We start from the raw sequence: 18,296 nt of genomic DNA on the forward strand, positions 1-18,296 counted from the left end.
TTAACGAAAATCGCGTGAGCGCACGCATAGCTCCGTATTCATCGGATAGATACGGAAGGCGCGTACGCTTCGTGTCCCATACAGGTTTTCGCAGTAGCCGTCGACAATAACCGCCGGAGCCATGACCTCTTGGCGAAACTGCCGCCACGTATTTTCGGTAACCGTAACGTTCACACTTCCGGTTTCATCTTCTACGCTCAGGAAGAGGACCCCTCCGCCACTACTGGGACGCTGACGATGGGTAATAATTCCTCCTACTCTGATGTGAGCACGGTTCTCACACGCGGTGACCCCACAGGCAGGCGTCACCCCCTGAGCATTCATCTCGGGGCGAAGAAGCACAAGAGGATGCTGTTTTGGCGACATCCCCATGGACTCATAGTCCAGATTGATGCGGGCAAAATCGTCCAAAGGCGGAAGCTCGGGAAGATGGTATTCCAGGCCAAAACCATCAAGCATTGGTTGGTATTCCTCAGAATCTCCTCCGTCTTGACCCAAGCTACCGCTTGCCCAGATTCCTTCGCGTCGCTCATATCCCAAAGAATCTAGGGCTCCCGCTTGGGCGATCTTTTCCAGATCAGCACTGCGGAGCCTAGCTCTGGATGCCAGCTGCTCGAAGCTTGCATACAAGCCATCCTGGCGTTCGCGCACAATCCTCTGGATACGAGATCGATCAAGCCCTTTGATGGCATCAAGCCCTATCACAATTCCCCAGCGCGCGTGAGGATCAACCAACCCTTCTTTTCCGGGGACTACCTCTCCACGCGCCTCGGCAAGTGCCTGCGCACCAATGACACGCTCAATTTCATTGACGGGGAAAACCTGGGTTTTCTCAGCCGAAAGGTTAACGTCAGGCGGGCACACAAGCAGGCCATGGCCTCGTGCATCGTGAATCAGCGAGGAAGGCGAATAAAAGCCCATCGGTTGATGAGACAAAATCCCCGCATAGAAATGCTCGGGGTAGTGAACCTTCAGCCAGGCCGATGCGTACACGATGTAGGCAAAAGAAAAGGAATGCGATTCGGGAAAACCAAAATCGGCAAATCCTTGAACCTGAGTAAAAATTTCCTCGCAGATATTTTGAGGAATACCGCGCTGCTGCAGCCCCTTCATGAAAGGCTCACGAAGCTTCTGCATTTTTTGGATACTGCGCGAAGAACCCATGGCACGCCTGAGTTCATCCGCCTGCGTAGCGCTGAAGCCTGCAACATCCATAGCGATATGCATCATCTGTTCTTGGAACAGGGGAACTCCCAAGGTCTTTTCCAAAGCAGGACGAAGAAGTGGATGCAGATAGCTCACTTTCTCTTCTCCTCGGCGACGACGCAGGTAGGGATGGACGGCCTCCCCTTGAATCGGCCCCGGACGCACCAAGGCAACCTCGATGACAATGTCATAAAAACACCGAGGTCGAAGCCGAGGAAGTACATTCATCTGTGCCCGTGATTCCACTTGGAAAACCCCTACTGTATCGGCCGCACACAGGAGGTCATACACCCTAGGATCTTCATCTTCGAGTTCGTATAAAGAAAGAACTTTTCCCCGAGAATTTCGCACGCCCGATTCTTGAAGAGAATCAAAGATTCCTCCAAGCGCCCCCAACATCCCCAGTCCTAAAAGATCAAACTTCACCAGCCCGGCATCAGCGCAATCTTCTTTATCCCACTGAATAACACTGCGCCCACTTGTACGGGCCCAACGGATGGGACATACCTCGCTCACGGGTTGCTTCGTCAAAATCATGCCTCCCGAATGAATGCCCATATGACGTGGAAGACCGCTCAGAAGCTGCGCGCAGGTTCCAAGCATTTCTTGCGAAGTCGATGAATCACTGCTTTGGGACCACTCCCGACGCTGAGCGCGAGTAGGCACACTATCAGGTGCAATACCCAAAGCTCGAGCTGCATCCTTGTAGGCCAGTTGCGAACGATAGGTAATCACGGTCGCGACCTGCGCGGCGCGTCTTCGCCCATAGCGGCGATACACATATTGAATGACTTCTTCACGACGTGCGCTATCAATATCAATATCGATATCGGGAGCCCCCGATCGCCCCGGAGAAAGGAATCGTTCGAAAAGCATATGATGCTTGATCGCATCAACAGCTGTGATACCCAAGCAGTAGCAGACAGCAGAATTTGCAGCTGACCCTCTGCCTTGACACATGATCCCAGAGCGACGACAAAAATCGACGATGTCATAAACAATCAGGAAATAACCCGCAAAATCTAGTTTTTCGATAATTGCCAGCTCATGATCGATCACCTGCCACGCCTGCGGATAAGCACTGCGCTCACCGTAAATTTCTACTGCCCGAGAATAGGTGAGTTCCCTGAGCCAGGAAATCGTCGTGTGGCCTGGGGGAACTTCCGTATCGGGAAGATCCAAAGAATCAAAAGATAAGGGGTAGTAACACTCGTTTGCGCATTCGAAGGCATTATTCACTGCCTGAGGCGCACTACGATGCAGGGCCAGCATTTCTTTGGCACTTCGCAGGAAGGCGTGCTGTGCGGGAAGCCGATACTGAAGATCATCAAGACTGCGCCCCTGCCTCAATGAACACAAAAGATCTGCTCGATATTTCGATTGCGGATAGGCCATAACAGGAGCAGCACTTGCGACAAGAGTCAGGCAATTAGCTTGCGCAAGTTCGGCAAGCTCGCGGCCAAGATCGTCTTGTCCAGGCATCAACACGCTCTCAAGAAGAACGCGTTCACGTCCAAATAGAGCGATGAGATCCTTAAGGAAACGATCGGCCTGCGTATGCCCCTGCGCATGCAAAATCCGTCGCAGAGGCCCCCTGCTTCCTCCCGTCAAAATACGGATATCCCCCATCTGAGCAATATTGCCGAGGTCGTGGGCCGGGCTTTCCTTGGCATCGTGCGTTAGCGTGTACTCGCTCATAAGATGACACAGATCTCGATATCCCTGCGCCGAGGTCGTAAGGACAGGAAGACGAATTCCGCGATCTTCCCACCCCTTGGGTAACCCCCACCCCCGAGCGACTTCTTTTGATGAGCTATATCGGGAGAACTGCCTCGCATCTAGAGTTAATTCACTGCCAATAAGAAGGGGAAAAGAAGATTCTTTCGCTGCCTGTAAAGCCCGAATAAGGGAATACATTCCATCGACTTCAAGCAGAGCAAGAGTGCTCAGATCCAGATTTTGCGCCGAAGAAACATAGTCCTCTGGCGCATCTGCCCCTTCAAGAAAAGTGAAGTACGAATGCGCGTGCAGCTCAGCAAAGTGATGGGATCCCACCCAATCAGCATATCGAACATATGTTCGATATGCAGTGAATTTATCTCAAGAAAAGATCGAGCTAAACACGCCCATCCCGGTCTTCTTGGATGAGCTTAAGTAGCTGCTGAATATCAGTGGAACTACGCCCTTCTCCTAAGTTTTGTCCCACAACACTGTCGACAAGCAGCTGTTTGTGGGCCTGAAGCTGACATACCTTTTCTTCAATAGTGTCTTGAGCAACCAAGCGATAAACATTTACCCTGCGATCCTGACCAATACGGTGCGCACGATTCACCGCCTGCGCCTCAACTGAAGGATTCCACCAAGGGTCCATCATGTAGACATAATCCGCCTGAGTCAGGGTAAGCCCCACTCCCCCAGCCTTAAGGGAAATTAGGAACACCTGAACGTCTCCATGCTGGAATTCATCGATCACTGCATGACGGTTACGTGTTTTTCCTTCAAGAAGAAGGGAGACAATCCCACGTTGGTCCAAGGAACGACGAATTCGTTCCAAGAAAGCAACAAATTGACTGAAAACCAAGACTTTATGCCCCAGCGGAAGAATCTGCTCCAAGTGTTCGCATAGCAGATCAATCTTTGCCGAGCCGACAGAGTCATACCGCTGATCAACTAGGGCAGGATCCAAAGACAATTGACGAAGACGCGTAAGCGCAGCCAAAACTTCGAATCGCTCACGAGTGTCATTTTCCAGTTCAAGATGAAGAAGACGTGCACGTTCGCGGGTCAAATAGCGGTCATAAATTTGTCGCTGTTTGCGCCCCAGCGGCACAGGAAGAAGAGTTTCAACACGCTCAGGCAGTTCGGGCGCGACCTCTTCCTTCGTTCGCCGGAGAACAAACGGAGCAATCAGTGAGTGTAGAAGATTGAGAAGATCAGGCGAACGTCCTGCTTCAATCGGACGCCGGAATTTCTCATTGAAAGAAGAATGACTTGAGAGGAGCCCCGGGACTGCTAAAGACATGAGTGACCAGAGATCTTCAAGAGAGTTTTCAATTGGAGTTCCACTGATGCACACACGCCAGGCAACAGGTAGATCTTTCAGGTATCGATACAGTTGCGTGCGAGGGTTTTTGGCGGCTTGAGCTTCGTCGATGACGACGCCCGCTAACTCTCTATTTTTCCAATGCTCACAGTCGATACGAAAGAGCGTATGCGAGGTGACAACAACATCCGCACGATCCAAGCCATTCCATCCCTGTGGGTCACGCGCATAGGTTGATTGAATGAGACAGAGCGCCATTTCCGGGAAGCAACTTTCAGCTTCATCCTGCCAGCTCGACATGACGCTGGTGGGGACGACAACCAGAACAGGATGGCTGGTATGACGTCGAAACTTTTCAATTGCCCCCAGGATCTGCCTGGTCTTTCCAAGTCCCATATCATCGGCAAGGACACAACCAAAACCTGCCCGAATTCTATTGAGAACCCAATGCATGCCCATCGCCTGATAAGGACGCATTCCTGGCTCATCCTCGGTGGGCGCTTTTATTTCTTCCTTGGCCAAGTCTCTGAGACCGTCAATGCGCCTTCTCCATTGAAGGTCTTCTTCGCGCGTATCGACGAACTCACTCAGGTTTTCCCAGAGTCCAAATTGGGAGGTAGTCAGCGAAATATTATCGAGAGAACGCGATCGGTGAAGTTGCGCCGCCTGCCGGAGAAGTAGGCGTAAGCGATCGATATCGACGCCCTCAAGATGGAGCCAACGACCATTATCGAGGCGAATATAGTCCTGGTCCTCAGAGAGCGCACTGAGGACGCGAGAGATCGGTAGTTCTTCATCTCCGACGCGAACAGTAACGCGCAAATTCCACCAGTCCGGAGAATCCGTTGCCTGAATCTGTGCGTTAATCTGCAGCTTCTCGTCAACGATGCGAGTCTCTTCAAGATGCTGATCAATATCCCAGGTCACCGAATCCAGCGGCCAGCTATTTTTTAATGCACGAAGCAGCTCGGGGACTTGCGGAAGCGGTATGAGCAGTTCGTGAAGGGTTGGCGCCAGCGAGGCAGCAGGAAAGTAAGCGCGTAATGCTGCGTGGGCAGCATCAAAGTCACGAGCAAGAGAATCGCTCAGATGACTAATTTTTGTCTGCGGGGGCAAATAAGAGCGGAACCGCTTCTTATCTAAGCTGTAATCCACCGCCCAACATACATAGGCATACTGTGAATTTCGCTCTCGCAGGCACAGTCGCAACTGTGGCAGGAGTTCATCAAAGGGGAAAGTCCTCATCGAGGATATACATCGGTAGTGTGCACGAAGTGCGGCAAGTTCATTCCTGATGAAATCTCCAATTGCAGACATTGGAATGCGAACACAAACCTCATTGAGGGGGGCCAGCTCGTTTTGATCGATGGGATCTGCAACTGCACCTTCTCCTCCATTAATGAAGGTCAGCCCCATTGCATCAGCACGCCGCGGAAAAGGCAGCGTTGTACCAGCCCGGTCAATTTGTTCGCGTTTATAGCAGAGTTCAAGTCCTTTTCTGCCGAGGTTCATATCAATCGCAACAGCAAAAGAATTCATCTGAAAGTCGAATCGATGGAGTTGTGGCGTCAGAAGCACAACCCCCGATTTTTGAAGCTCATAGAGCCAGATGGGTGCACTGCGACCCAGTGATTCCAGCGAGACGTCATAGCTGCCAGGCGAATATTCACTCGATTTTCTACTGCTTTGGTAGAGACGTCGCAAGCTTGTGAGGTGATGCGGCGAAAGCGTATCTAAGAGGCCACTCCACTGAGACTGTGCAAGTTCAGACCAACTGAGACGACGAGCTTCTTGATTGCGCACAAGCACCAACGGAGTCAGCCATACCGGTTGAGCAGGATCGTGAGCGTCAACAATAAGCCCCATAGCTTGAGCACCATCTGTGGATAACAAGCTTTCAAACTCGCTCATCCACACTGAGCCTGCCGAATTTTGCGTGGCAGAATCTTCACCACATTCGAGCCGAGCGCGACGAAGCAAGGCCGCTGCATGGACACAAGCACCTGCGAGATAACAAGAACACGTCAAATGAAGATGCGTCTTTGAGGAATCTACGTAACGAATGACGCTTCGGTACATGACGCCCGGTGCGCGGACGCGGGCCGAAGCCTCGGTATCGCTCCAAGCTATTTCCTGAACATCACCGCGCCCATCTGCAAGAGCCGCCTGCGCCCATAAGGCGTGCCCAAGAAGTGCAACTGCATCTTCTTCACTGCAGGCGCGAAGAGCTTGACGAATCGGTGACGTACCCATCCCTTCAGGATAATCCATCTGAATGATTAGCCTTGACGATCTTCATACATTCCAGCAACGCTCCAAGAGCCTTGTTCCCACATCAGCAGAAGATCCGAGGAATTTTCACAACTCACTCTGAGGTAGTGCGTACAGGGGGCATGGGCAATAGCCTCGGCCGTCTCTTGCCACCACGAGTGCGGCATACTCCATGGACCTTTCCAGGAAAGCACCCCGTATCGGTGTTGCCGCCCCGAAATTACTGCAACAATTTCTTTGGGATTATGCGTGAGCGTAGAACGATCACTAACTGCCACTTGCACATGCTCTTGCAAAGAAGAATGAGCGTAGAGAAAAGCCGGAAGAGGCGTGGCGTATACCTTCGAGGGAGCATCTTCTACTGCGCCTTCGGGGTAAAGGAGATCACTGGAGCTCGTCGCTGTTTGATCAATACAGGCAAAGCCTGCTCTTTGCATGGGGGTGTAGCCCGGAACTAGACATGGGAGGCGAACAGCATCTTCGCCTTTATAAGCGCAAATCTTACGAAGGGCGGAATCACGCTTAGGTGAGTGATGAGTTTTCCATAGAGCGCTTACCCCTGCTGAAGGCGTGCAATGCAAGGCTTGAACACTGATGCGATTCAGCCCTTCCTCGGTAGTGGAAGAAGAAAGCCAAGCTACAAGCTGCCAGCGAATACGATCTGCAATTTCTTCTTCATCCCCGTCGATTCCCCACCATTGTCTTTCGTAAGTTTCATGGCTCTGATCGCGGGCAGTAATCACGATACTCGAGCAACGCAGCTGCTCTCTTTCAAGCTTTTCGCAGACTTGACGCGCTAAACGGCGAGAACAGAAAGCGGCCTGTTCTTCATTCTCAATGCTTTCCTCGCATTCTTCATCCACTTGCACTTCACGTACAGGAATTTCATGTTTCGGAATCCAAAGATCTTTCCCGCTAAATAATTCGTAGAGCTGCCGACCAATATTTCCAAAACGTGTATACAGAGCACTTTCTCCGATGCGCATCAAATCACGCCCGTGCATCACTCCCACTGAGCGGCACGTATCAATGACCTGTTGTAGCTGTTCGTGCTGTTTTTGGGGAAATAATGGAAGACATTGCGCAAGGTCAATGCGATCGAGAAACTCTTGAGTACGCTCTGGGGGCACAATAATGCCACGCCTTGCTGCTGCATAACTTGCAAGGGGTCCGGATGCTATCCCCACATTGCTTTCTGATCCACTCCACCGAGAAATTGAATCAACAATATTTTCGGCCAGCTGTTCTTCACTGCCGCTCCATCGAGCCGCTCCAGAGGCGGGGGCCCATGCCAGCCCCGGACGCACACAGGCGATACCCGCAACCCATTGCTCACAAGCTTGGACAATTACTTCAAAAGAGTTCAATTCCCTACGTGGGTCACTTTGAAGAATAAGCAGATCTGGACATAGATAACGTGCCATCGACACGCGCATTCCCTGTCGTACACCACATTTCCACGCAGAGGGAGTCACTGTCTTAAGAAAACCGCGTTCCTCAATTGCTCCATGAGCCCCCGGAGGAATATCAACTACCAAAGCATTAATTTCCCAGTTGGGAATCCACACCATGAGACAGCGCATATCATCCCGCCTTTTGATAAATACCAAACTCTTCTCCCCATGGACGACTGAAGCCAACCCATGGGTACTTAGTCAGCAAAATTGTTTCTTCTTTTCGCGCCTGGGCGCCCAAACGTCGCATATCACGAAGCTCTAATACACAACGGTCCACATAGACCAATCGACAATGCGGAAGAAGAAGTGAGATTACCTGCGCATCCGCACAGGAGGAGGGAACGTAGAGGCAACGCGCCAGATTCAATCCCTGTTTAAAGGCATATTCCCAGCCAAAATCATCACTTCCAATGAAAGCGCAGCAAGCCTCTTCGATGCCAAGAGAAAGAATGACACGAATCAATTGCGGATAAGTCCCACCGTATTCCCAGACCCCCACACAGCGCGATGAAAGATCTGAAAAAGCCTGACTTTTCTCAAGTCCCAGGCGATTTTCGGTATCACGTAGAACTTGACGAGCAAGGTCTAAACGCTTCATAAAATCACCCCGATCGAACAAGTGTTCTATTAGTGTATGCACCTCTCCCTCATTTGCGTCCACTTTGGTTCCTTCTGAAGAAGTGAAAGAATATGCGCATGCACCTCTTTGATCGCCCTCTTGCTTCCAACCCGTACGAAGGGCTTCCCCCCAGTGCAACATTTACCGTGGTGTCACAAGATCTAAGCAATGGCCTCCCCATGCCAAAACTGCACACAGCAGAAGGCGGCAGCATCTCGCCACACTTAGAGTGGAGCGGCTTCCCCGATCAGACAGAAAGCTTCTTTGTTTCTTGCTTTGATCCAGATGCCCCCACACCATCGGGCTTTTGGCATTGGATGGTGATCGACATCCCCGTCTCATGTACATCTCTTGCACGCGGAGCCGGCAGTTCCGATCTTGAACTTGATGGAAGCGCCTTCCACCTTCGAGGGGATCATGGCGATCATTCATATTTCGGCGCCGCGCCGCCAGCGGGCGACCGCCCCCACCGCTACATCTTTTCCGTTCACGCCCTAGATGTTCCAACCCTAGGCTGCGATGACGACACCTCACCAGCAATGTATTCATTCGAGGCCCTAGAACACACCATTGCCCGCGCAACCTTGACCGCAACACACCAAACACCATCGAACTGACATGCTTCACATCATTTTTCTTGAACCCGAAATCCCAGGAAATAGCGGCGCCGCAATTCGCCTCGCTGCGTGCACCGGAGCTTTTCTTCACTTAGTTGAACCACTGGGATTCGACATGTCCGACACCAAGCTCAAGCGCGCAGGATTGGACTACCACGATCTGGCACACGTCAAGGTCCACTCCAATTTTGAAGATGCCTTAGCCGAAGTTCCCGGACACATCTGGGCATTTACTGGACATGCCTCAAATCATTACAGCGAGGTTCACTATGCCGATGGAGATGGCCTGCTATTCGGCCGCGAATCGGTCGGCCTTCCCGAATGGGCAATGACTCACCCCCGCATCACTCAATGCGTACGCATTCAGATGCTCCCGGGAGTGCGGTCACTCAATCTCGCAAATTCCGCATCGATTGCGCTTTACGAGGCTTGGCGTCAGTTGGGTTTCCCGAACGGAATCTAGCCGCGGGCCGCTTCCGCCTCTTCCAAGGCCTCTAATTTTTTCGAGGAAAGAATCCCCTTACCGGGTCGCTCTACCTGCTCGGCAATTTCGACAATCCTTCGCGGATTAGAGAGCCACATCCATATGGCGCCGATAGCGGCAACAACCAGTGGGAGATAGGCGAAGTCAGCGCCGAAAGCATTCCAAGCATTCGGCATCAGCCTCATTGAGGACAAGGAAGCTCCAGCTACGCCACACGCAAGAGGTCCAATAAGGCACAGAGCAATCATGCACCACCCAAGGATGCGCATACGCCTTCCATTGTGCGTCAGGCTAATAGCAGCAACTACATAAATCACACCGATAAGCACCGCAACGATGCGCGCCCACAACGGTATCTCCCGCAGATAATAGGAATCAGCAAGAGCTCGCAGAGTGACAGTGACGCTAAAAATCCAGTACAGGGCAATAACCAGTCGTCCCGATCCGCGTGCGGGTGGGCGATTATCCTGAGATTGCTCGTGAACCGCTTCGCTCACCTTTCCTCCTTAATCCACTGCCATACTAGTTGCTCCGCGCCGCTCCCCACGACTTTTTGCATGAAAACATGTGTGCTGTCTAACCGCCGAGTAGACGATTTTGTGACGGACAAAAGTAGTGACTAGTGGAAGAATGGGACCTAAGTCGGACATTGAAGGTCCGTTCTCTTCATTATCAAGGAGTGGAACACGTGAGCGAGTCTGTATACGACCTCGTCATTCTGGGTGCGGGTTCAGGTGGCTATGCCGCGGCTTTACGCGCCTCCCAGCTGGGATTGAAAGTAGCCCTTATCGAAGGTGACAAGGTTGGTGGAACCTGCCTCCACCGTGGCTGCATCCCGACCAAGGCTTACCTGCACGCAGCAGAGACTGCTGACACCGTCCGCGAATCCGACACTTTCGGAATCCAGGCGAGCTTCCAGGGAATCGATATGGCAAAGGTCGGCCAGTATCGCGATTCCATTATTAATAAGTTGTACCGAGGCGTTCAGGGCCTGCTTTCGTCTCGCGGCGTTGACGTCATCCAGGGATGGGGTCGCTTGGCCTCTCCTGACACCGTCGAGGTAGGCGGACAGCGCATCGTTGGCCGCAACATCATTCTTGCGACAGGTTCTTATTCTCGCTCGATCCCCGGCCTGGACATTTCGGGCCGTATCATCACTTCTGATCAGGCCCTTCAAATGGAATGGGTCCCTCAGAAGGCTGTCGTATTGGGCGGCGGTGTCATTGGCCTAGAGTTCGCCTCCGTCTGGCGTTCCTTCGGTGCGGAAGTCACAATCATCGAGGCGCTCCCCCACCTTGCAAATAACGAAGACGAGGCCGTTTCTAAGCACCTCGAGCGTTCATTCCGTAAGCGCGGCATTGCTTTCCACACCAATACCCGCTTTGCCGGCGCGACACAGGATGACTCCGGCGTTCACGTCGCAACAGAAGATGGCAAGACCTTCGATGCCGATGTTCTCCTGGTTGCAGTTGGACGCGGTCCCGTCACCGAAGGCTTGGGCTACGAAGAAGCCGGTATCAAGATGGAGCGCGGCTTCGTTCTCACCAATAAGCGACTGCACACCGGGGTGGGCAACATCTACGCAGTCGGAGACATCGTTCCCGGACTTCAACTTGCACACCGCGGCTTCCTGCAGGGCATCTTTGTAGCGGAAGAAATTGCCGGCCTCTCCCCCACGATGATGGACGAGTCCGGAATTCCACGCGTAACCTTCTGCGAACCCGAAATCGCCTCTGTTGGCCTGACCGAGAAGCAGGCACGCGAAAAGTACGGCGACAAGGTACGCACGGTCGAATACAACCTTGCGGGCAACGGAAAGTCGAATATCCTTGGAGCAACGGGCTTCATTAAGCTCGTTTCCGTAGAAGATGGACCCATCGTCGGATTCCACGGAATTGGCACGCGGATTGGCGAGCAGGTTGGCGAAGGAGAGCTCATGGTCAACTGGGAAGCCTACCCAGAGGATCTTGCAGCACTCATCCACGCTCACCCGACGCAAAATGAAGCTATCGGCGAGGCAGCCATGGCTCTGGCCGGCAAGCCTCTCCACGCACACAACTAACCTGTCACCGACAAGGAGATTGAACATGGCAACCGCAGTGATCATGCCCGCTTTGGGCGAGTCGGTGACCGAAGGCACCGTGACCACCTGGCTCAAATCAGTGGGCGACACCGTCGCGCTCGATGAGCCCTTGGTCGAAGTTTCCACCGACAAGGTCGACTCTGAAGTTCCCTCCCCCGTGGCAGGTGTTCTTCTTCAAATTCTTGTTCCCGAAGACGAAACCGTCGAGGTCGGTACACAGCTAGCCCTCATCGGTGATGCTTCCGAGGCCCCGCAAGACTCTCCTGCCCCCGCACAGGAAAGCGCACCCACCCCGGCGCCCGCTCCCGAGGCACAACCCGCACCCGCTGCTTCCGCTCCTGCGCCGGCCTCGGCACCGGTAAGCGGAACCGAGGTCGTCATGCCTGCGCTCGGCGAATCGGTAACAGAAGGCACCGTCACCACTTGGCTGAAGTCTGTTGGCGACGCAGTTGAAACCGATGAACCGCTGGTTGAGGTTTCGACCGATAAGGTGGACTCCGAAGTTCCCGCTCCCGCTTCAGGCTTCCTCGCAGAAATTCGCGTACCGGAAGACGAAACGGTTGAGGTTGGCACTGTCCTTGCAGTGATTACTGCTCAGGCTCCCTCGGCTGCCCCCAGTGAACCTGCGGCACCCGCTGCTCCGGCAGCAGCACCTGCGGCTCCGGCTCAGCAAGCACCTGTTCCTGCTTCCCCGGCACCTCAGGCTCCTGCACCGGCTCCCGCAGCACCGGTAAATCCCTTCCCGACTCCCGCCTCCTTGGCTCAGACCGCAGAAACTGGCCAGCTGGCCCAGTCTTCTGCATCTACTCCCGCACAGGTTTCCCAAACCGGCTATGTGACGCCTATCGTCCGCAAGCTGGCGCGCGAGGCAGGAATTGAGCTTGCAGAGGTGACCGGCACCGGGATCGGTGGCCGAATTCGTCGCGAAGACGTCGAGGCCGCTATCAAGGCACGTCAGGCAGCGCAAGCTCCTGCAGCTCCTGCAGCGAGCGCAGCACCTCAGACCGCTGCCGCCGCAGCAGCCCCCGGCGACAATGTCTTCTCCGGCCGCGAGGCATCACCGCTTCGTGGAACCACTGAGAAGATGTCGCGTTTGCGCCAAACCATCGCCCGTCGCATGGTCGAATCACTCGCAACCGCTGCCCAGCTCACCACCGTCATTGAAGTCGACGTTACGAAGATCGCCGCTCTGCGTGCGCGCGCAAAGGACGCATTTGTTCAGCGTGAGAACACCAAGCTGACTTTCCTCCCCTTCTTCGTTAAGGCTGCGACCGAAGCACTGCGCTTCCACCCCAAGGTCAACGCAACGATTAATGACAAGGAAGTAACCTACTTCGATCACGAGAACATTGGCATCGCGGTAGATACGGAGCGCGGCCTGCTAGTCCCGGTCATCAAGAACGCCCAGGGAATGTCGATCGCCGACGTTTCGCGTTCAATCAACGATCTTGCTGCACGCACACGTTCGGCAACGATCGGTGCTGATGAGCTTTCGGGCTCAACCTTCACCATCACGAACACAGGTTCGGGTGGCGCACTTTTCGATACTCCAGTGCTCAACATGCCTGAAACCGCGATCATGGGCGTGGGCACAATCGTGAAGCGCCCGGTGGTTGTAAAGGACGAGCTCGGCAACGATTCGATCGCAATCCGTTCGATGGTTTACCTCTCACTGTCCTACGATCACCGTCTGGTTGATGGTGCAGACGCTTCGCGGTTCCTCATGGATGTGAAGCGCCGACTTGAGGAAGCTGCATTCGAGTCAGAACTCGGCCTGTGAACCTCACCAATTTCATCACTGTGGTGGGCAAGCTTCGGCTTGCCCACCACTTTTATTTCACCTTGTCATCAACAAGCCCACCGCCTAGCGATCTACGTTCAAAGGTGAGAGACTGTCAACCGATACGCGAGGTTGCGTCGCCTCGCGACGTCCTCGGTGTCCGTACGCAGCAGTATCGATAGAAATGCCTGAAGATGTTCAAAAACCTTTTTAAGAAGACTGATCCCAAACGCCGTCGCATTGGCACAGCCGCAGTCGTCGGCCTCATCGGCGGTCTTTTTTCCGCAATCGTTAAGTTCGGATGGGAAGTTCCTTTCCCGCCTCGTACCCCCGAGCGCAACGCAACAAACCCGCCACAGATGCTCCTCGAGCAGCTCGGGATGACCCCCGATCAGGTTCACACAACAGTTTCTTTCAACGGAAACGATAACCTGCCGATTTATTCTTTCATCATCCACTTCTCCTTCGCGATTGTCTTTGCACTCTTCTACTGCATTGTCGCGGAATATTTCCCCGGAATTAAGCTCTGGCAAGGTGCCGCATTCGGTCTGCTCGTCTGGATCGGATTCCACCTTGTCCTCATGCCCCTCATGGGTACAGTCCCATCCCCCTTCCCCTGGGTTGAAGGCGGACAGAGCTGGGCTGAGCACTTCTCAGAAGCACTTGGACATATTGTGTGGATGTGGTCGATCGAAATCGTTCGCCGCGACCTGCGTAACCGCATCACTCATGAACCCGATGCAGAGGTCCCTCTGGCCGCTGCAACTCGCTGAGATAGCAGAGCGGAATCGGGGTGTGGGGATCAAATGATCCCCACACCCCCTTTCACATTCTGTGAGAGACGAAAAAACCGCTAAGATGGACCCGTTATGAGCGAAAACAGCACACCCCAGAAAAAACGGCGCTTCTATCACAATCTGATGGATGCGTACCGAATTGCCGCACGAACCTATCCTTGGATCGGTTGGCTGATGATCGGCGTTACGGTCGTCGCAACCGCACTTGGAGTTCTAGCTGCGGCACTTATCCACGGTAGCTGGTTCTCACTCATCCTCCTCGGCCTGCTCATCGGTGTTTTGATCTCGACCATCATCTTGTCGACTCTTACCGAACGCGCAACATATGCCCAGGTCGAGGGGACTGTTGGCCAGGTATACATGGTGATTAGCCGCATCCGCAGTGGCTGGATTGCCAATCAACAGCCAATCGCCGCAAACCCCGAACAGGATCTTGTTTGGCGTCTTATCGGCCGTCCTGGCATTGTGCTCATTTCCGAAGGCCCCAGTTCCCGTGTTCGTTCTCTACTTGAACAGGAACGCAAGAAGGCGCAGCGAATCATGCGCAACGTCACCGTAACCACCATTCAGGTTGGTACCGAAGAGGGACAGGTTCGTTTAGCAAAGCTTCAACGCGAACTTCGCTCACTCAAAAAGACGCTTACTCGCGATGAAGTACCTCTGGTCAACCAGCGCCTGAGCGCTTTGGACCGCACGTCTGCACCAATCCCCAAGGGAATTGATCCTACCCGGATGCGTCCTAACCGACGCGCACTGCGCGGACGCTGATCTTTCATTTGAGGCCTGTGAACCAAGTTGTTCACAGGCCTCAATTTTTGTGTGAGGGCTCACCCAGTTCCAATTTATGCATAATATGCATTCTGATGTATGCTTATTTCATCAGAACTCAAGGAGAGACATCATGAACACAAAACTTATTGCAATTCCATCCATTCTGGTGCTGAGCGCAGCAGGTATCGCAGCTTGCTCAAACCCCGACGAAAAGCCTTCAGCAGATGGTTCAGCATCCACCTCTCAGACAGCGAATCTCAGTTTCGATACCTCATCGATCCAAGCTGTCCCTGAAATTGAGGCATTGGTTCCCGATTCCATCAAGAAAGCTGGGGTGCTGAAGAACGGCGCATCAATCGACTATGCACCGGCAGAGTTCTTCAAGTCAGATGGCACCACCCCCACCGGTTATGACGTCAATATGGCCGATGCGATCGCGCATGTCATGGGCCTGAAGGGCGCGACCACAGAACACGCTGAATTTGCGACAATCATTCCTTCGCTTGGTTCGAAGTTCGATATCGGTATTTCCGGCTTCACGATCACTGCTGACCGTGAGAAGGAAGTCAACATGGTCAGTTTCATCGAAACTGGTACCGCCTTCGCAGTTGCAAAGGGCAATCCCAAGAACTTTGATCCTACGCACGTGTGCGGAACAACTGTTGGCGTCCAAAACGGAACCTTCCAATTCGACTACATCACTCAGCTGTCTAATGACTGCACCGCGAAGGGCGAAAAGGCCGTGAAGATCATGCCTCACGACCTTCAAACTGACATTGCAGTGCGCGTTGCCAGCGGTCAGTACGATGCAACCCTTGCTGACTCCCCCGTTATTGGCTACACCATTGAGCAATCTAATGGTTCGCTCGAGCAGGTCGGAGATGTCGTCGAATCTGCGCCGCAGGGAATCATTGTTCCTAAGGACAACGAGCAACTCACGAAGGCCATCCAGGCAGCTGTCCAGTACCTGATGGACAACGGATACGTTGAGAAGATCCTCGCAACCTACGGATCGAACCAAGGTGCGCTCAAGACTGCAGAAATTAACCCGCAGGTCTGATATTTCCTCGCTAGCATCTTTAAGGAATTCTCGTTATGTCCGAAAAGACCAAAGACGGGGTTGAGTTAATCCAGTCCCGCCCTGTCTTTCACCTAGGTCGTTGGATCAGCGCAATTATCGTTGGACTCTTGGCATTGGGATTGGCCTACATCCTTGTCACAAACCCCCAATTTAGGTGGGATGTGGTGTGGAAATGGCTCTTTTCAAAAATGATCATCACCGGCCTGATGATGACAATCGTCTTGACGGTTTTGTCCATGGCACTGGGGACAGTGCTTGCCATCACCATGGCGATCATGCGCCAGTCAATCAATCCTGTTTTACGCGGTGTAGCTTCTGCTTATATTTGGTTCTTCCGTGGAACGCCTATTTATACGCAGCTGATTTTCTGGTCACTACTACCGACTCTCTACCAGACAATTAGCTTGGGAATTCCCGGAACCGAATTCGGCTTTTCCTTCGAGACTCGAGACTGGTTCACACCATTTTGGATGGCGTTTATCGGGCTCGGCCTCAACGAAGGTGCCTACCTTGCCGAAATTATCCGTGCGGGGCTGCTCTCGGTGGATAAAGGGCAATGGGAAGCCGCAACGGCTCTGGGAATGTCTCGCGGGAAGATTTTCCGTCGGATTATCTTGCCTCAAGCTATGAGAGTGATTGTCCCACCCATTGGTAACGAGACGATCTCGATGCTCAAGACCACTTCTCTGGTCAGCGCAATCCCCTACACTCTTGAGCTAACCTTCGTTGCGAACCAAAAGGGACAAGAACTATTCCAGCCAATTCCTTTGCTTATTGCAGCTGCAATCTGGTACTTGGTTGTCACCAGTATCCTCATGTGGATCCAGAGTCACATCGAAGCATACTTCGGCAAAGGATTTGATCCTGACAATCAGTCTGTAGATACGACTTTCATCGAGGTAACACCATGACAGATCAGTCTGCGCTCATTCAAATCCGCGGAGTCCATAAGTTTTTCGGCGACCTCCACGTCCTGCGCGGGATAGATCTCGATATCGCCAACGGTGAGGTCTGCGTGATCATGGGACCCTCAGGCTCAGGTAAGTCAACGCTGCTGCGTTGTCTCAACCAGCTAGAGACAATCTCTGCAGGGGAAATCTTCATTGATGGTGAGCTTTTGGGATACCGAAAAGACCCCTCAACGGGGGTACTGCATGACCTAACGGACAAGCAAATTGCAAGTCAGCGCTCACAAATCGGAATGGTTTTCCAACGTTTCAACCTCTTCCCACACATGACTGCTTTAGAGAATGTTATGGAAGGCCCAATTCAGGTCTTGGGGCGCCCTAAGGAAGAAGTTGCACGAGAAGCCCAGGAGTACTTGGAATTAGTTGGTTTGGGCGATCGTCTGAACCACTATCCCTCGCAGCTTTCCGGTGGCCAGCAGCAGCGCGTGGCGATTGCTCGCGCCTTGGCGATGAAACCTGAACTCATGCTCTTTGACGAACCCACTTCTGCCCTAGACCCCGAACTCGTCGGCGAAGTCCTGAGCGTCATGCAGGATCTCGCAAAGGCAGGAATGACGATGGTTGTCGTTACCCACGAGGTCGGTTTTGCGCGTGAGGTAGCTGACCACGTTGTCTTCATGGATGGCGGAACGATCGTTGAAGAAGGAAGCCCCGAGGACGTAATTGTGAATCCGCAAAATCCCCGTACTCAGGAGTTCTTCTCAAAGGTCCTCTAACAATAGAGTTCTGATTGATCCCGGATATCTCAAAGGTTCAGGCTTAGCTCAGGCTTAGGAGATATCCGGGATATCTATTGCGTAAAGTCGCTGCTGACCAACGACTCGAAAACCCAGATATTCAAAAACTGATAGCGTTGCGGAACCTTCAGTTTGAGCAATTCCCGTTGCGATAAGATCCATGCCGTCTTGTGCTTGTGCGCGCATCGAGGCAACCACTAAGGCATCAAGAACCGGAGTATTCCTCCACTCGTCTCCAACACCGATGTGGTCGATATAGCCTTCTTTCCACCCCAGTGCAGGCCAATCTTGCTCGTACTTTGAAACAAGCGTAAAACCTGCAATCCGAGGGCGATCGGAACGTCGATCCACCGCGATATAGGACCAATCGGGAGCGAAAGAA

General features: G+C 53.1%; 14 protein-coding genes and 1 pseudogene. 9 read left to right on the forward strand and 6 right to left on the reverse strand.

The window, feature by feature from the left end; genetic code table 11:
* From KHW85_RS05950 to KHW85_RS05965, 4 genes are all read right to left on the reverse strand, one after another.
* A complete protein-coding gene (locus tag KHW85_RS05950) occupies positions 1-3,261 on the reverse strand; it encodes an error-prone DNA polymerase (protein WP_291459168.1) in 3,261 nt (1,086 codons plus the stop codon).
* 61 nt (positions 3,262-3,322) lie between these two features.
* Positions 3,323-6,502 (reverse strand): DEAD/DEAH box helicase, encoded by a 3,180-nt coding sequence (locus tag KHW85_RS05955; protein ID WP_291459169.1) that lies wholly within the window; start codon positions 6,500-6,502, stop codon positions 3,323-3,325.
* A 26-nt stretch (positions 6,503-6,528) separates the two neighbouring features.
* Positions 6,529-8,130 (reverse strand): DNA polymerase Y family protein, encoded by a 1,602-nt coding sequence (locus tag KHW85_RS05960; RefSeq protein WP_291459170.1) that lies wholly within the window; start codon positions 8,128-8,130, stop codon positions 6,529-6,531.
* Positions 8,105-8,638: a hypothetical protein gene (locus KHW85_RS05965; protein ID WP_291459171.1), complete on the reverse strand. Its 534-nt coding sequence runs from the start codon at positions 8,636-8,638 to the stop codon at positions 8,105-8,107. The genes KHW85_RS05960 and KHW85_RS05965 overlap by 26 nt, the downstream gene beginning before the upstream one ends.
* A 35-nt stretch (positions 8,639-8,673) precedes the next feature.
* Between KHW85_RS05965 and KHW85_RS05970 the strand changes: the two genes are divergently transcribed.
* Positions 8,674-9,213, forward strand: a complete 540-nt coding sequence (locus KHW85_RS05970; RefSeq protein WP_156335463.1) for a YbhB/YbcL family Raf kinase inhibitor-like protein — start codon at positions 8,674-8,676, stop codon at positions 9,211-9,213.
* 1 nt (position 9,214) lies between these two features.
* Entirely contained in the window at positions 9,215-9,676 is a 462-nt protein-coding gene (locus KHW85_RS05975) for a tRNA (cytidine(34)-2'-O)-methyltransferase (protein ID WP_156335462.1), read from the forward strand.
* Here KHW85_RS05975 and KHW85_RS05980 read toward each other — a convergent pair.
* Entirely contained in the window at positions 9,673-10,194 is a 522-nt protein-coding gene (locus tag KHW85_RS05980) for a hypothetical protein (protein WP_156335461.1), read from the reverse strand. The genes KHW85_RS05975 and KHW85_RS05980 overlap by 4 nt on opposite strands.
* Before the next feature lie 191 nt (positions 10,195-10,385).
* Between KHW85_RS05980 and lpdA the strand changes: the two genes are divergently transcribed.
* The 7 genes from lpdA to KHW85_RS06015 all read left to right on the forward strand — a co-directional run bounded on the left by lpdA (position 10,386) and on the right by KHW85_RS06015 (position 17,893).
* Entirely contained in the window at positions 10,386-11,759 is a 1,374-nt protein-coding gene (gene lpdA, locus KHW85_RS05985; protein ID WP_291459172.1) for a dihydrolipoyl dehydrogenase, read from the forward strand.
* Between the two features lie 25 nt (positions 11,760-11,784).
* Positions 11,785-13,560, forward strand: a complete 1,776-nt coding sequence (gene sucB / locus KHW85_RS05990) for a 2-oxoglutarate dehydrogenase, E2 component, dihydrolipoamide succinyltransferase (RefSeq protein WP_291459173.1) — start codon at positions 11,785-11,787, stop codon at positions 13,558-13,560.
* Between the two features lie 194 nt (positions 13,561-13,754).
* Positions 13,755-14,333 (forward strand): YagU family protein, encoded by a 579-nt coding sequence (locus KHW85_RS05995; RefSeq protein ID WP_009409342.1) that lies wholly within the window; start codon positions 13,755-13,757, stop codon positions 14,331-14,333.
* A gap of 96 nt (positions 14,334-14,429) precedes the next feature.
* Complete coding sequence (locus tag KHW85_RS06000; protein ID WP_009409341.1) at positions 14,430-15,125, forward strand: DUF4191 domain-containing protein; 696 nt, start codon at positions 14,430-14,432, stop codon at positions 15,123-15,125.
* 133 nt (positions 15,126-15,258) lie between these two features.
* Positions 15,259-16,188 carry an ABC transporter substrate-binding protein gene (locus KHW85_RS06005; protein ID WP_291459174.1) on the forward strand — a complete coding sequence of 310 codons (930 nt, stop codon included), beginning with the start codon at positions 15,259-15,261 and terminating at the stop codon, positions 16,186-16,188.
* 35 nt (positions 16,189-16,223) lie between these two features.
* Entirely contained in the window at positions 16,224-17,120 is an 897-nt protein-coding gene (locus KHW85_RS06010) for an amino acid ABC transporter permease (RefSeq protein ID WP_291457504.1), read from the forward strand.
* Positions 17,117-17,893, forward strand: coding sequence for an amino acid ABC transporter ATP-binding protein (locus KHW85_RS06015; protein WP_009409338.1), 777 nt, complete (start codon positions 17,117-17,119; stop codon positions 17,891-17,893). Before KHW85_RS06010 ends, KHW85_RS06015 begins: the two co-directional genes overlap by 4 nt.
* Before the next feature lie 54 nt (positions 17,894-17,947).
* On the opposite strand, the pseudogene KHW85_RS06020 reads toward KHW85_RS06015, so the two are convergent.
* Positions 17,948-18,296: pseudogene (locus tag KHW85_RS06020) on the reverse strand (GNAT family N-acetyltransferase); the annotation flags it as partial.

It is taken from the genome of Actinomyces sp. oral taxon 181 (genome assembly GCF_018370895.1).
In the GTDB taxonomy this organism is placed as follows: Bacteria; Actinomycetota; Actinomycetes; order Actinomycetales; family Actinomycetaceae; genus Pauljensenia.